Here is a 14,336-nt window from a genome sequence, read left to right as displayed (position 1 = left end):
TCCGAAGAGAATGATCTCCGAACCTCTTGTCGTTATTTTTAGAATAATTCTCCGTAACCCAATTCCAATAGGTGATCACGCGAAATCTTCAAGCTTTCGAACGGGTCGACGCCGTAAGTGTCATCTTGTTCCACCAACAAGTAGCGCGCGCCGGCTTTGATGCTTTCCTCAATGATTTCTTTCAGCGGCAGGCTTCCTGTTCCCAATTCAGCAAATTGGATTATGTTCGTGAAGTAGTCCATGAACTTAGCGACATCGCCAGTGTACAAAGCATCGAAGCCGTCTTGTGGGATTTCAGAAATCCGGTAGTCTTTCAAATGGATCAATTCCACCTTGCCTTTATAGTCCTTGATGACTTCCAGCGGATTTGCTCCGCCGCGTTGGATCCAGTGGACATCCAGTTCAAATCCCAATAGTGGCGCTTTTTCGCGGATTATATCCAACAAGAATTTGCCGTCATATTTGCGGAATTCAATGTGATGATTGTGGTAGTACAAAGTGATGCCGTCTTCTTTCAGTTTTTGCGTCACTTCATTGACGTCATGACAGAATTCCAACACTTTATCCAAACTGGCCATTGCATCGATCGGCAGCATGCCGATGCGCAAGAGATCAGTTCCGACCGCTTTGCAGTCAGCAACGATTTTGTCGTAGTGTGTCGTCAAAGATTCGCCATCCTTCACTTGCGGTTTCAGTGAAGCGGTCATCGATGCGATTTCCATGCCGAAATCGGCAGTCGCTTTTTGGATTTCGGCAATATTTTCAGGCGTAGTCGCCACTTGCGAGATTTCCACTGAGTTGTAGCCGATTTCGTGCAATTTCTTCAATGTTTCGTAAGGCCCTACTTCTTGGAAACTGTTTTTGATCGTTGATGCCTGGACACCAATTTTAACTTTAGCCATTAATGATTTCCTCCATTTCGATTGTACGGTTCTCTTTTGACGATGCTTTCATCGCATCGATCATCAGCATCGCCGGCAATGCCTCCTTGACGGTTACATAGTCATCCGTGTCCTGTTCGATTGCGTTGTAGAAACGTTGGATCAAGGCGGAATGACTCGGACCGTAATAGAATTTGGTCCCTTGCATCGGTTTGTCCTCCAGGAGCAGCTCTTTTTTACCCGAACTGTTCGTGCGGTACAGACAGTTATCCTTGATCGTGAACTTTTCATTTTCGGTGATGACCTGCAGTTCCACGCTGGAATTCTCGGCGTAGGCATTGGTTGACATGTAAAAGCCACGCGCGCCGTTTTTGAATGTGAAATTAGCCACGGCTGTGTCTTCGACTTCGATTTCATAATCCATGAGGTTCGATAGACTGGCTTTGCATTTGTCGATTTCCCCGCCCAGGACTTGCATCAGATCAAGCGTATGGATGGCTTGGTTGATGATGGATCCTCCGCCTGCAAATTCCATTTGGCCCCGCCAAGGTTTGGTGGTGTAATAGATTTCAGGGCGATACCATGCCACCAAACCTTTCACCGCAGTAACTGCTCCGACATTTTCTTCCGCCAGCACACGCTGCAGTTCCATAAAAGTTTCGTTGTAACGATTTTGGAAACACACGCCGACTTTAAATTCACTGTTTTCAGCCAGAGCGAGCGTCTTCAGGCCTTCCGTATAGTCCAAAGCCAGCGGTTTTTCCTGAAAGACATGCACACCTTTTTCGATGCAACGCTTTGTGATCGGGTAATGCAGATAGTGCGGCAAGCAAATATGAACGACATCCAAATTCTCTTTTTCCAACATCGCATCTACGTCTGTATAAAAAGACACATCCGGATATCTGGACTTCAAGGCTTCGTTCACGTCACAGACCGCCACCAATTCACCGTTGTGGCTGGCATCGATCGCATATTTGTGGACTGGCGAAACATCTCCCAATCCGATTATTGCCGCTCTTAACATTCCTGATCACGTCACTTTCTTATTTTTTTGTGTCGAATTTTCCTTCTTCAGCAATGCGTTTGTTCAATTCTGCCAGATACAGGTCGCCGTCCACGTTGTAATCCACTTCTTTATCCAACCATGAAGACAAATGCATAGCGTTCGCTAAAGTAACACCGTTGATACCTTCTCTGCCGTTAGCCAATAAAGGCTCCCCTTTTACGACATGGTCAGCAAAATTGTTCAATACAGAGATGTGTTGCAGACCTTGTGGTGTCTCGAACTCTTCTTCCGTCACAGTAACGTAATCGGACATATTGATTTGTCCCATGAATAATTTCATGACATCCTGCATATTCATGTTTTCGGAAAGTTCAGCTTCTGGGGCTACCAATTGTTTCACAACCAATTTTTTCGAATCCTCAACGATGATTTTGCCTTTCGTTCCGAAGATTTCGAAGCGGTCTGTTCCGACGATATCATTTGTGCAAGTGATGAATGAGCCGGTAGCGCCGTTACCGAAATCCAATAACGCGTTCACTTCATTTTCCACTACGATGTTGCGTCCTGCACCGTATTGCAGTTTCGCGTATACTTTTTCAGGTTTTCCGCAGATCCATTGCAGCAGATCCAATTGGTGAGGCGCTTGGTTGACTAAGACGCCACCGCCTTCGCCGCCCCAAGTTGCACGCCATGCGCTTTGGTTGTAATAGCCTTGCGGTCTCCACCAAGTCGTGATCATCCAAGTAGCGCGTTGCAGATCGCCGATCGCTTTTTCGTCCATCAGTTGTTTCACTCTGCGGTAAAGTGGATTCGTGCGTTGGTTGAAGAAGATAGCGAAGGTAGTTTCCGGATTTTCGTCAGCGACAGCAATCAAGCGTTCAACATCTTTCGTATAAACACCTGCTGGCTTTTCTCCCAATAAGTGGATGCCGCGTTTCAATGCGTCGATACCGATCACACAGTGGTCATAGTGAGGAACAGTCGTTACGATTGCGTTGACAACACCGGAATCCAAAAGATCCAAATAGTTGTCGAAGAATGGCAGCCCAGGGAAATCTTCGGCGACTTTCGCTTTTTTGGCAGGATCGTTGTCGCAGATTGCCGCCAATTCGATGTTGTCGTTCAGGCGTTCATCATTGTATTTGAAAAAACCTGCATACATGCCGCCTTCTGCACCATAACCAATAATCCCCAATTTCACTTTTTCTGTCATTCTCATCATTCTCCTTTTTCTATGCTGATTCTGCTGTTTTTTCTGTACGTGCTCGGTGTCATACCGATGATTTGTTTGAAGTACCTGCTGAAATGGGCATCGCTTTCAAAACCACATTCGCCCGAAATCGCCTTGATGGATTTTGTCGATTCCATCAGCAGGGCTGTGCAGGCTTGTGACAGCCGGTACCCCATCGCATAAGCCATGATGGTGTTTCCTGTTATTTCTTTAAATGCGTGGGACAGATAGGACTTGCTCAAATTAAGAGTAGAGGCGATATCATCAATGCTGAACGAGTCCCGGTAATGCCTGAAAATATACTCCGAAACTTTTTCCGCAATCTGCGTTTTTTCATCCACATAAACCTGCCCTTTTTCAACAATTTTGTCCGTCGCCGAATCGATCGACAGCAGCAGCTGTACGAGGGAAAGCTTTCGCTTTGCTTCATTAGCATAGGACTGATCCAACGTCTGCAGATGATTCATTTCGCGGATAGCGCTGTCCAACAGAATTTCATCCTTTTTGCGGAATCTCCTGATGAGCCCATTGCGATTTTCAGTAAAGAGTCGCAACAGATAGTCAATGTTAAGGTCTTTCAGCAAAGGGGCTATCCAGTCGGCATCGAAATGGACGATGCTGCGTTCGTAGGCCGCCTTATCTCCGATAACATAGGCGCGATGAACGGTCATCCCATCCATCATCAGCAAGTCTCCAGGCTGAAGATAATAAATCTTGTTCCCGACCAAGAAACGGCAGTTCCCGCCGTGAAACAGGAAAATTTCATATTGCTGATGGGTATGGAAATCCAATGCATATTTCTGTCCCTTCGCATGGTATCCGATCAATAATTTTTCAACGATAACTGCCATCCCCCTCTCTTTGACACTTCAGAGTATAAAATAACAGCGGTTACAATTCAATGCCCTGAAATGCTTATATTTTTCATTTTATTGACCGAGAGTGCTTTTTATTGTTCGAAAAAATAAAGTCGAGAAATGAACTTCTCGACTTTACTTGTTACAGCAGCGTTTTGAGGGATTTGTGAACAAAACAGCACAGTCTTGGCTTGCCTTTTCAGTGATCAACCCCTGAATCCCGTTAGTGCTCAAACTCTGAGCTCAGGATTCATCACATACTTTTTATAGTTGAACTCTGAAATGCATACAGATTGTGCTTCACTAGTCTTGGTGCCAATTAAGCTAAAGACCTCAAACGTCGCACCGTGACGTTTGAGTGCCTAAGTTGATATTACGTCACGGCCAAAAAGCGGCCGTCCTCGTAATATCCTCTTAGTGCTCGATTTCTAGAGTGGGATTCATCGTATCCTATAATTTAGCTTGCCATTTGTCGGTCCAGACTAGGTCGTTGTGGCCGCCTTTGAAATCGGTCTTGCCTTCCAATTTGTCGATGACTTGCTTGATCGTCTCTGCATTGTTGTGGTAAGCATTGACGAAAGTTTTCACCATTGTCGCATCATGCAAATGCGTCGTGAAGTTCAGAGAAACGAAGGCATGCGGAACTTCCCAGACGAACCAAGGAACTTCGTTGGCCATAGCAGTGCTCCATTGGATGCGGTAATTGTTTTGTGCTCCGTATCCGACGATATCGGCAACTTCCAGAGCAAAATCAACTTCATCGCGGTATTTCAAAGTCGGACCTTTTACGCGCGAGCCGCGTTCGTTGACCGTAACTTCATAGCCGCGCTTCGTCAGTTCGTCCACGAACAGTTGCTGCGCTTTCGAACCATTGTCGGTGATGCCGCCTTTTTCGCCTTCAAGCATGTACAGGCGGATGCGTTTGTGGTCAACAGGGTTGATCGGCAAGTTATTTTGGGTATCTTTGATCAAAGAGATCCCTTTATCAGCAGCTTCCGCTCTCCATTGCAGATGTTCTTCGCAGCCGATGACTTTCAAGTCTTCGCGCGTGCGCAGCAAGGTGCCGTTGGCTTGTTTTTCCGGCAAGTGCAATTTGGCTTTCAAGCCCAAAATACGGCGCAAAGCATCGGTCAATCGTTCTTCCGTGATGACGCCGTTTTGGTAGCCTTTCAGCATGAACCCGAAGTCCTCTTCAATGTTGTTGAAGAACAGGAACATATCGCAACCGGCAGCGATCGCTTTAGGAACGTAATCTTCGCGGCGCATAGCGGATGTCATTCCCAGCATGTGCGTTGCATCCGTGATGACCAAACCGTTGAAGCCCAATTCGCCCTTCAATTCATCCTGGATCAATTCTTCAGCCAATGTCGCAGGCATGATGTCTTTGTCTTCCAAGGCAGGGTTCAATTCTTTTTGCAGAGCAGGAACCGCGATATGGCCTGCCATGATCATTTCAACACCGCGATCGATGTGGTTTTGATACACTTTACCGAAAGAAGCGCGCCATTCTTCAGGGCTCAATTCATTGACGCCCAATACCAGATGCTGGTCGCGTTCTTCGGTTCCGTCGCCAGGGAAGTGCTTGATGCATTGGATCACGCCGTCTTCCATGTTTTCGCCGTTCTCGGCAGTCAGGCCATCCAAATATGCGTTTGTGTACTTGATGACTGTTTCTGCATCGGTACCGTATGCACGCGTATTGACGATCGTGTTTCTCCAGTTGTAAAGGATGTCCACACAAGGGTCAAAGTTTACGTTGACGCCTAGCGCTTTTTCTTCACGCGCGGAAACCAAACCAGCGTGGTAAGAGACAAGCGGATCGCCGGCAGCTTCAGCCTGGGCACCGGAAGCGATATACGTGCCTTCGCTGCAGGCGCCGTTTCCGCCTGAATCGCAGTTGGCAGCTACCAATAGAGGAATTTTTGACATCGATTGCAGATCGTTCAACAGATCCTGGATGTCCTCTTTCGAATTTCCGTGGTAGCGCGCAGCACCGATATGGAATTTTTCGATGATTTCTTTATTTGTGAAATCATTCCCCGAAAAGGCGTCATCGCCGAAGAAGAAAAGGTTCGTGAACAATTGCCCGATTTTTTCTTCATCCGTCATACCGGCGATCGTTTCGTTGACCCAATCGACCTGTTTGTCGCTCAGGTTATACGGTTTTGCTTTTAAATCAACTAATTTTGGCACTTTTTTTCCTCCTGATAACTTCATTTTCTATCTTGCATCGATTGAAAGGTTCTTAGTCGAATTGAGCCAACAAGGCATGGAATTCCCCAAGCACTTTTTCTTGGTAAGCCCCTGCGTATTCTTTGTTCAGGAATTTATCGATCGCTTCATTGCTCAAACGTTCCCAAGAGAATTCTTCTTTTCCGAAAAGGATCGGATAATAGAAGACGCCGTTTGCTGCTGCCGCTTGTTCGTCGCCAGGTGCGTCGCCGACCATCAGAATTTCGTCCGCTGCATAACCTTTCGTCAACAGGTCAGCAATCGCATCCGCTTTGCTGCCGATCTCCTGTCCATAGACTACGTCAACCTGTGGCATCAGATTGTGTCGGTTCCACTCGCTGTTCAAGGCTTCGCTGTTGGCTGAGCTTACAATCGCGACATCAGTCAAACCGTGGATTTTTGTCAAGCCTTCGAGAACGCCAGGGAACGGCTTGTCTTCGCCCGCCAATTCCGTTTCGATGCCTTCATTGACTTTTTTGCTCCATACCAACGCTTTTTCCAGGTCTTCGGAAGATGCTTTCGCGATTTCCGCTTCAAGGGAAGCATTGGATAAAGATGGCGCATTGTTTGCCCAGTTGGTCAAAGCAGTAATGTCGCCGATTTCTTCACCTTTTTCCTGTGCCTCGATCAACGTCAGGACCAACGCTTTAAAGCGGTTGATGCCGCGCGTGCTGGAGAACAGGTTGATGCGGTTCCAATCAGCCAAGAATGTTTCGCGATCCTTGATACCGTATTCATCAGCTGCCAAGGGTCCGAAGAAGCGTTCATGCTTCACGTTCATCGTATCCATTGCGCAGCCATCAGAATCGACACAGACTAAAAATTGTTTTTGTTTTGTGAATTGTGCTGGGTGTGTAGACATATTTTTTCTCTCCTAACTTGTTCTCAAAAAAACAAGGCAGATAGCTTTGAACTGTATGAAACACTTCGTTCTATCTGCCCTATTCTATTGCTTTAGCTTATACGCCTGAATACGCGTTGAAGCCGCCATCGATCGGCAATACGACGCCGTTCACGAAGCTTGCAGCTTTCTCGTCTGCCAAGAACAGCAAGCCGCCGATCAATTCATGCGGTTCGCCGAAACGGCCCATTGGCGTGCCGTTCAGGATCTTGCCTGTGCGAGGAGTCGGTGTGCCATCTTCGTTGAACAACAACGCTTGGTTTTGTTTTGAAACCAGGAAGCCTGGTGCGATCGCATTGACACGGATACCTACGTGCGAGAAGTGTACAGCCAACCATTCGGTCAAGTTGGAGATAGCAGCTTTCGCGCCTGAGTAAGCAACGATTTTGGTCAATGGTGTGAAACCGTTCATGCTTGAAATGTTGATGATGTTGGCGCCTGGGCGGCCAACCATGTCTTTGGCAAAAACTTGTGTAGGCAATACAGTACCCAAGAAGTTCAAGTTGAAGACGAATTCGATGCCGCTTTGATCCAAGTCGAAGAACGTTTTTGTTCCTTCAGGCAAATCCGTTTCGTGGTATTCGTTGTCGGTCGTTGCGCGCGGATTGTTGCCGCCTGCCCCGTTGACCAAGATATCCACTTCGCCTAATTCAGCTACGACCGCTTCTTTGGCTGCCTGCAAGCTTGGCAATTCCAAAACGTTGGCTTTGAATGCTTTAGCGATGCCGCCTGCAGCTACGATTTCGTCTGCGTAGCCTTGCGCATTGTCAAGGTTCAAGTCCAAAAGGGCAACTTTAGCGCCGGCTCTGGCGAATTCTTTCGCGAAGTATGAGCACAATACGCCGCCTGCACCTGTAACTACTACTACTTTATCGGTAAAATCATGAACGAATGGACTTGTCATGGTTGAATAACCTTCTTTCTTATTTTTGTTGTTGAGCTTTCAAGTTTTTCTTAACGGCTTCTTCCAAACCATTCAGGTAAGTTGCCCCTAATGCACGGTCATACAAGCCATAACCTGGTTTGCCAGTTTCGCCCCAAATCATACGGCCGTGGTCTGGACGGATTGCGCCTTCAAAACCGCCTTCAACGCATGCTTTAACGACTTCATACATGTCGATGGATCCCATTTCGGACAAGTGAGCAGACTCTTCGAATGAACGTCCGCCGACTAGTTTCACGTTACGTGCATGCACGAAGTTCACGCGTTTTTTAGCCAGCATATCTTTCAAGATTGCTACTGCATCGTTCTTTGGATCGGACGCGAATGAACCAACGCATAAAGTTACGCCATTATATTCGCTATCGTACAATTTGATGAAGCGGTTCAATGCTTCTCCACCTGTGATGATACGCGGCAATCCGAAGATGCTGTATGGAGGATCATCCGGGTGAATCGCCATCTTGACGCCAGCTGCCTCCGCTACCGGAATGATTTCTTTGATGAAGTATTCCAGGTTTTCCCATAGTTTTTCTTCGTCGACTTCTTTGTATTCATCCATTAAAGCGTTCATTTCTTCAGAAGAGTAGCTTTCGTCCCAACCTGGAAGAGAAAGCGTACGTGGATCCATTTTGTTTACTTCTTCTTCATCGAAGATCAACGCATTTGAACCATCCGGTAATTCGTATGCCAAGTTGGAACGCGTCCAGTCAAAGATTGGCATAAAGTTGTAGCATACAACCGGAATTCCGGCTTTACCCAGGTTACGCAAGGTTTCTTTGTAAGCACTGATGTATTGATCACGGTCTGGACGACCCAATTTGATGGATTCGTGAACCGGAACAGATTCGATGACAGAGATGTACATACCTTCTGCTTCTACGTCTGCTTTTAATTTTTCGATTCTTTCCAATGGCCATGGTTGGCCTACCGGGATATCGTAAACTGCTGTAACGATACCTTTCATTCCTGGGATTTGACGGATATTTTTCAAAGTAACAGGATCATCATGACCGTACCATCTGAATGACATTTCCATTGCAATGCACTTCCTCTTCTTTTGTATATTTTTTTATTTTTTAAATTCAAAGTATTCTACAGCGTTGTTGTAGCTGATGTTCGTGATCAGCTTTTCCAATAAAGCGTCATCATTCGGGATTTCTCCACGTTCAACCAGATCACCGATGAAATCGCACAGGATACGGCGGAAATATTCATGGCGCGTATAGGAGATGAAGCTTCTTGAATCCGTCAGCATGCCGACGAAATTCATCAATAAGCCTGCTTCAGATAAAGATTTCAATTGTTTCAGCATGCCGTATTTGGTGTCATTGAACCACCAACCGGAGCCCATTTGGACTTTGCTCTTGATGCCTTTATCGTTCGCTTGGAAGTTCGTGATTGCCGTTCCCACCAAGTCGAAGTAGGTAGGATCAAGATTATAGGCGATGAATTTAGGCAATTCGTTCGTCACATCCATAGCGGCCAAAAGATTGTTCAAAGCGTAAGAGACGTTCGGTTGATCCTGGATGGAATCGAAACCGGCATCTGCACCCAATTTGGCAAACATGCGTCTGTTGTTGTTGCGGATGGCGCCGAAGTGCAATTGCATCACGAAATCTTTGGCTGCATAGATTTTGCCCAGTTCCACCAACAAGCGTGTCTGATATTTGGCGTATTCCGCTTCAGAAATGTTTTCCCCGGCAAGCGCCTTGGCGTAGATGGCTTCGATTTCTTCATCGGTTGCTTCAGCGTAATAGATCTGGGACAAACCGTGATCGGAAACGTTCGAACCATGATCGGCAAAGTATTGGATCCGTTCTTCCATTCCTGCCAGCAATTCAGCGAATGAGGCCATGCCCTTGCCGGTCGCCTCTTGCATTTTCCCGATGAAGCCGGCAAATTTGGCTGGATCTTGGATTGCGAAAGCTTCATCCGGACGGAAACCAGGAACAACGGCAACATCGAATGTCTTGTCCTCAGCGATTGCTTTGTGCCATTCCAACGTGTCCGTTGGGTTGTCTGTTGTGCAGATGAAAGTGACATTGGAATTTTTGATCAATTTACGGGCTGTCAGCTTTTCTTCTTTCAGGATCCGGTTGCATTCAGCATAGATTTCCTTCCAGTTGGCGCTGGTAAGCGTTTCTTCAATATGGAAATATTTTTTCAATTCCAAAGCTGTCCAGTGGAACAAAGGGTTTCCGACTGCATTTTCAGCAGCGTAGGCCCAAGCTTCAAATTTTTCTTCGGGAGACGCATCGCCGGTGATCTTCTCTTCCGGAATCCCCATCGCACGCATCGCGCGCCATTTGTAATGATCTCCGCCCAACCAAAGTTCCGTAATATTTTCGAACTCATAATCTTCAGCGATCTGCTGTGGGACCAAGTGACAGTGATAATCGAAGATGGGCAGGTTTTCCGCATATTCGTGGTAAAGTTTCTTTGCCGTTTCGGACTGCAGCATAAAGTCGTCATGAATAAATGACATGTGATGAAATCCCCTTCCGAACTTAATTTTGAAATGCTATTGATTATTGCGCTTTGATTTCAGCCAACCGATCCGCAAATTCTTTTGCGGCAGCCGCTACACTGGCGTAGCCGCCTTCTTTAACGTTGCGTGTCAAAGCACTGCCGACACCGACTGACCAAGCACCGTTTGCGATCCATTTATCCATGTTTTCGATGCTCACCCCACCCGAAGGCATCACATCAACCCAAGGAATAGGACCATGAACGTCTTTGATGAATCCAGGACCCAACAAACCACCCGGGAACAGCTTCACTACTTCACAGCCAGTTTCCAAAGCCATTTGGATTTCTGTAACAGAACCGCAGCCAGGCAAGTAAGGGACCGTGTAAAGGTTGCACATTCTCGAAATCTTTTCATTGAAGGAAGGGCTTACGATGAATTTCGCTCCGTTCATGATTGAAATTCTCGCAGCGACTTCATCCAATACCGTGCCTGCACCTACAACCATATCCGTACCCGCGAATTCTTCAGCGAGCTTGCGCATAACGTTTTCAGCACCCGGAGTCGAGAATGTCACCTCGATGTTCTTGATGCCTCCTTGATATGCTGCTTTGGAAATCTCGTAGCCGTCCTCTTCGGAAGCCCCGCGCACTACTGCAAACAGGTAATTTTTTTGTAATTGAGCCAGGGTATCTCTCTTGACGCTCATTTGTCATCCTCCATTCGTGGTCTCGCATTGTGGAACTCAGTATCATAACTCGAGTTCATTATAGAATTTACCAACTTTGATGTCAACGAAATTCCATCAGAAATAAAAAAATGATTGGGCAATTGTGAAAAAAATGTGGCATAGCTTTGAGCCGCCGCACCAGTCATTGCGAAGGCCGCAAAAAAACTCCCCACAACCGCACGTATCATGCGGTTTGTGGGGAGCTCCTGCTGCGGTGACCACGCTCGGAAAAATCAAAAATGGCCAAGAAGATGTGAAATTTTTGTGGCATACTCCAAAATTTTCCCGGTATAAAAATCTTTGTCAACCATATCGGACAATGGCAATGAGATGCTTATCGCGCCTGCGGCAACTTCCCTCGCGCTGGAGAAGGCTGCAGCGATGCAGACGATGCCTTCCTCAAACTCCTCATCATCGATAGCGTAGCCATTTCTTCTGATTTCGTCCAATTCACTGATGAGCTCTTCATAGGTGGTGATTGTGCGCCCGGTCTTCTGCTCCGGAACGATGCTGTCCCAGTATTCACGGACAGACGCATTTTGGCGGGTGCTCAAGAGGGCTTTCCCGACGGCAGTGCAGTAGAGCGGCGCTTTTGTACCGATCTTTGATTGCATCCGCACACCGCGGGATTCACCGTACTTATCGATGTACAGCACTTCTTCGTTATCTTCCACAACCAGATGCACCGTTTGTTTCGTGTCATCCGATAATTGGCGGATCATGCTTTTGGCCACGTTCAAAAAGTCGATATTGTGGACCCGTTTATTCCCGAGATGGAACATTTTTAAAGAAATACGGTATTGCTTCGTGTAAGGATTGCGATCGATGTAGCCGTTCTCCATCAACGAGTTGACCAAGCGATGCGTCGTCGCTTTGTGCAGATGGACTTTTTCGCTTAATTCCATCAAGCTGAGGCTAGGATATTCCGCCAAAGTTTCCAAAATCGCTAAGGCACGGTCAATTGATTGCACTTTTGTACTTGGGTTGGATTCTTCTTTTTGTACCATTTTTCTGCTCATCCTTTTCTGAGTATAATCTTAATCTATAGTAGCCTTGAGTAACGTTCCATTTTCTTGATCGATCAAATCAAAAAATCAACGGTCGGATTCATCAAACGGGAAACCGTTTCACATTGTGATATTATAACAAAAAAAAACAGACCTGATAAGCCCCCTGAGTGGAATATCTGTAAATATTTCTTTTTGATCCAAAGGGGCGATTGTGCGTGACGGACACCTTTCGGTTTTTCTTCATGAAAGCAAACATAGGAGTCAGGGCGTCCGCGCGGCATTTTCCTGAAATTGCAGTTCTAAAGGACATCGGAACCGATCATCCGTGCTGCAGTATTATGGCGGAATTTTGACATTATCGCTTTGATTTTGGCTATTTCAGCCGATCCACTTTGACTTGAATGCGTTTTCTTACTATACTCATATCAGATTAAGAAAAGTATTTTCATATTGCGATACATAAATTTCCGTCATTATTGTTTTAGCTTTTCTGATCAAAAAAATCTTATATGGGAGGATGTTTTAAAATGGCTCCAAATCAGGTAACCGGCACTGCAAAGCGTCCATTCGGATTCCGTGATCTGCTGGGATATTTCATGGGCGACTTCGGGTGCAATATGAGCTTCACGCTAATTTCCAGCTACATGTTCATTTTCTACACTCAATATATCGGGATATCGCTGGCCCACTATTCCATCGTCATCCTGATCACAAAAATCCTTGATGGCATCAATGATCCGATCATCGGCGCAATCGTCGACCGCATGGGGGCAAACAAAAAAGGCGAAAAATTCAAACAATGGATTCTCCGGGGAGCCCCATTCCTGGCGTTGGCGGCTACCGTCATGTTCATTGATGCAGAGAATTGGTCTTACCCGGCGAAAATGGCACTGTGTATCGGCGGCTACATCTTATGGGATATCACCTATACAGTCGTTAATGTTCCCTACGGCGCTCTGAGCTCCGTCATGACATCCAAACCTTCGCAGCGCGCTGCCTTATCCAACGCACGTTCTTGGGGGTACATCATCGCCGGCGTCCCTTTAGGCATCCTGATTCCGTTGTTCGCGTACGAACAAGTCACAAAAAATGGCCAAACAGCCAGCATTTTCCGCGGAGAAAGGATGTTCCCGATCGCAATCATTTTGGGCATCGTTTCCGTCATTGCCTTCGCGCTCCTTTATCTGAACACGGAAGAACGCATCCAACAAGTCGAGGCGGAAGGTGAGGAAGTAAAATTCAATTACTTCACAACATTAAAAGACTTCTTCCATAACCGCGCCATTTTGGGCATTGCTCTCGCCTCCATCGCTCAAATCCTGTTCCTCATGGGCGGGAACCAATTGCACCAGTTGACTTACCAGATGTACTTTGGAGACGGAACTTTGAGTTCTTACTCCATCCTGACCCAAGTGATCCCGCTTCTTGTCGGTACAGCCATCGGAGGTGCCTTGGTGGGCAAACTGGGCAAAAAAGAATTGTCCACCTGGCCATTGATCGGTTCCATCGCAGTCTACGTGCTCCTTTACTTCGTCGAGATCAAAAATCCGATTCTTTGGATCACAATGCAGATCATCGCCAACAGCTTCGCCTTCGGTTTGACGATCTACACTTGGGGGATGGTTTCTGACGCGATCGACTATCAGGAGTGGAAGACCGGCTTCCGTAACGAAGGTTCCATTTACGCAACCTACTCGATGCTGCGCAAAGTCGCACAAGGTTTTGGCCAATCCTTCATTCCTGCAGCCATCGCCATCCTGATCCCGACACTGAACGTTAAGGATCCTATGACGTGGACCCCGGAAAACTCACTGGCTATCCGCGATATGGCTGCACTGTTCCCGTTGATCGGTTACATTCTCATCTTCATCTGCTTCAAATTCATCTTCAACTTGGACAGAAAAACAGTTGCAGAGATGCAAGTTGCTTTAGGCCGCGACAAGGGCTGAGAAGCTCATGCCAAACGAATGATCTGAACAAGTAACCCAACAAGGGACTGGGAAAAAAGCCACTTCTTATAATAATTTTTAAATCTGATTAGTTAAAAACACCGTCATATCAAGGATTAATTTTCC

General features: G+C 46.6%; 12 protein-coding genes. 1 reads left to right on the top strand and 11 read right to left on the bottom strand.

All coding sequences use genetic code 11. From position 1 onward, the window contains the following. Nucleotides 1–38 precede the first annotated feature (38 nt). The 11 genes from BMX58_RS07755 to BMX58_RS07700 all read right to left on the bottom strand — a co-directional run bounded on the left by BMX58_RS07755 (nt 39) and on the right by BMX58_RS07700 (nt 12,258). Nucleotides 39–902, bottom strand: a complete 864-nt coding sequence (locus BMX58_RS07755; protein WP_068623427.1) for a sugar phosphate isomerase/epimerase family protein — start codon at nt 900–902, stop codon at nt 39–41. Continuing rightward, complete coding sequence (locus BMX58_RS07750) at nt 895–1,908, bottom strand: Gfo/Idh/MocA family protein (protein ID WP_068623429.1); 1,014 nt, start codon at nt 1,906–1,908, stop codon at nt 895–897. The genes BMX58_RS07755 and BMX58_RS07750 overlap by 8 nt, the downstream gene beginning before the upstream one ends. A gap of 19 nt (nt 1,909–1,927) precedes the next feature. Further along, nucleotides 1,928–3,103, bottom strand: a complete 1,176-nt coding sequence (locus BMX58_RS07745; RefSeq protein ID WP_068623431.1) for a Gfo/Idh/MocA family protein — start codon at nt 3,101–3,103, stop codon at nt 1,928–1,930. A gap of 5 nt (nt 3,104–3,108) precedes the next feature. Further along, nucleotides 3,109–3,972 (bottom strand): AraC family transcriptional regulator, encoded by an 864-nt coding sequence (locus BMX58_RS07740; protein WP_068623434.1) that lies wholly within the window; start codon nt 3,970–3,972, stop codon nt 3,109–3,111. A 456-nt stretch (nt 3,973–4,428) separates the two neighbouring features. Next, nucleotides 4,429–6,171: a glycoside hydrolase family 3 protein gene (locus BMX58_RS07735; protein WP_068623436.1), complete on the bottom strand. Its 1,743-nt coding sequence runs from the start codon at nt 6,169–6,171 to the stop codon at nt 4,429–4,431. 52 nt (nt 6,172–6,223) lie between these two features. Beyond that, nucleotides 6,224–7,072 (bottom strand): HAD family hydrolase, encoded by an 849-nt coding sequence (locus tag BMX58_RS07730; protein ID WP_068623438.1) that lies wholly within the window; start codon nt 7,070–7,072, stop codon nt 6,224–6,226. Between the two features lie 97 nt (nt 7,073–7,169). Then, nucleotides 7,170–8,015, bottom strand: a complete 846-nt coding sequence (locus BMX58_RS07725; protein WP_068623440.1) for an SDR family oxidoreductase — start codon at nt 8,013–8,015, stop codon at nt 7,170–7,172. A 19-nt stretch (nt 8,016–8,034) separates the two neighbouring features. Continuing rightward, nucleotides 8,035–9,090 carry a mannonate dehydratase gene (uxuA, locus tag BMX58_RS07720; RefSeq protein ID WP_068623441.1) on the bottom strand — a complete coding sequence of 352 codons (1,056 nt, stop codon included), beginning with the start codon at nt 9,088–9,090 and terminating at the stop codon, nt 8,035–8,037. 33 nt (nt 9,091–9,123) lie between these two features. Beyond that, nucleotides 9,124–10,539 carry a glucuronate isomerase gene (uxaC, locus tag BMX58_RS07715; protein WP_068623443.1) on the bottom strand — a complete coding sequence of 472 codons (1,416 nt, stop codon included), beginning with the start codon at nt 10,537–10,539 and terminating at the stop codon, nt 9,124–9,126. Nucleotides 10,540–10,582: 43 nt separating this feature from the next. Next, nucleotides 10,583–11,230 carry a bifunctional 2-keto-4-hydroxyglutarate aldolase/2-keto-3-deoxy-6-phosphogluconate aldolase gene (locus tag BMX58_RS07710; RefSeq protein WP_068623445.1) on the bottom strand — a complete coding sequence of 216 codons (648 nt, stop codon included), beginning with the start codon at nt 11,228–11,230 and terminating at the stop codon, nt 10,583–10,585. Nucleotides 11,231–11,484: 254 nt separating this feature from the next. Beyond that, nucleotides 11,485–12,258, bottom strand: coding sequence for an IclR family transcriptional regulator (locus BMX58_RS07700; protein WP_068623449.1), 774 nt, complete (start codon nt 12,256–12,258; stop codon nt 11,485–11,487). A 530-nt stretch (nt 12,259–12,788) separates the two neighbouring features. Here BMX58_RS07700 and BMX58_RS07695 point away from each other — a divergent pair. Next, complete coding sequence (locus tag BMX58_RS07695; RefSeq protein WP_162268630.1) at nt 12,789–14,210, top strand: MFS transporter; 1,422 nt, start codon at nt 12,789–12,791, stop codon at nt 14,208–14,210. The last annotated feature ends 126 nt before the right edge of the window (nt 14,211–14,336 follow it).

Source organism: Trichococcus ilyis, from assembly GCF_900109135.1.
Lineage (GTDB): Bacteria > Bacillota > Bacilli > Lactobacillales > Aerococcaceae > Trichococcus > Trichococcus ilyis.
Note: the sequence above shows the minus strand (reverse complement) of the source record. Positions and strands in the feature narration are given on the sequence as shown.

What these genes read in the sequence shown, in the direction of transcription:
- uxuA (WP_068623441.1), bottom strand. Translation starts at nt 9,090, where the DNA reads ATGGAAATGTCATTCAGATGGTACGGTCATGATGATCCTGTTACTTTG.
- BMX58_RS07755 (WP_068623427.1), bottom strand. Translation starts at nt 902, where the DNA reads ATGGCTAAAGTTAAAATTGGTGTCCAGGCATCAACGATCAAAAACAGT.
- BMX58_RS07750 (WP_068623429.1), bottom strand. Translation starts at nt 1,908, where the DNA reads ATGTTAAGAGCGGCAATAATCGGATTGGGAGATGTTTCGCCAGTCCAC.
- BMX58_RS07700 (WP_068623449.1), bottom strand. Translation starts at nt 12,258, where the DNA reads ATGGTACAAAAAGAAGAATCCAACCCAAGTACAAAAGTGCAATCAATT.
- BMX58_RS07695 (WP_162268630.1), top strand. Translation starts at nt 12,789, where the DNA reads ATGGCTCCAAATCAGGTAACCGGCACTGCAAAGCGTCCATTCGGATTC.
- BMX58_RS07710 (WP_068623445.1), bottom strand. Translation starts at nt 11,230, where the DNA reads ATGAGCGTCAAGAGAGATACCCTGGCTCAATTACAAAAAAATTACCTG.
- BMX58_RS07725 (WP_068623440.1), bottom strand. Translation starts at nt 8,015, where the DNA reads ATGACAAGTCCATTCGTTCATGATTTTACCGATAAAGTAGTAGTAGTT.
- BMX58_RS07740 (WP_068623434.1), bottom strand. Translation starts at nt 3,972, where the DNA reads ATGGCAGTTATCGTTGAAAAATTATTGATCGGATACCATGCGAAGGGA.
- BMX58_RS07730 (WP_068623438.1), bottom strand. Translation starts at nt 7,072, where the DNA reads ATGTCTACACACCCAGCACAATTCACAAAACAAAAACAATTTTTAGTC.
- uxaC (WP_068623443.1), bottom strand. Translation starts at nt 10,539, where the DNA reads ATGTCATTTATTCATGACGACTTTATGCTGCAGTCCGAAACGGCAAAG.
- BMX58_RS07745 (WP_068623431.1), bottom strand. Translation starts at nt 3,103, where the DNA reads ATGACAGAAAAAGTGAAATTGGGGATTATTGGTTATGGTGCAGAAGGC.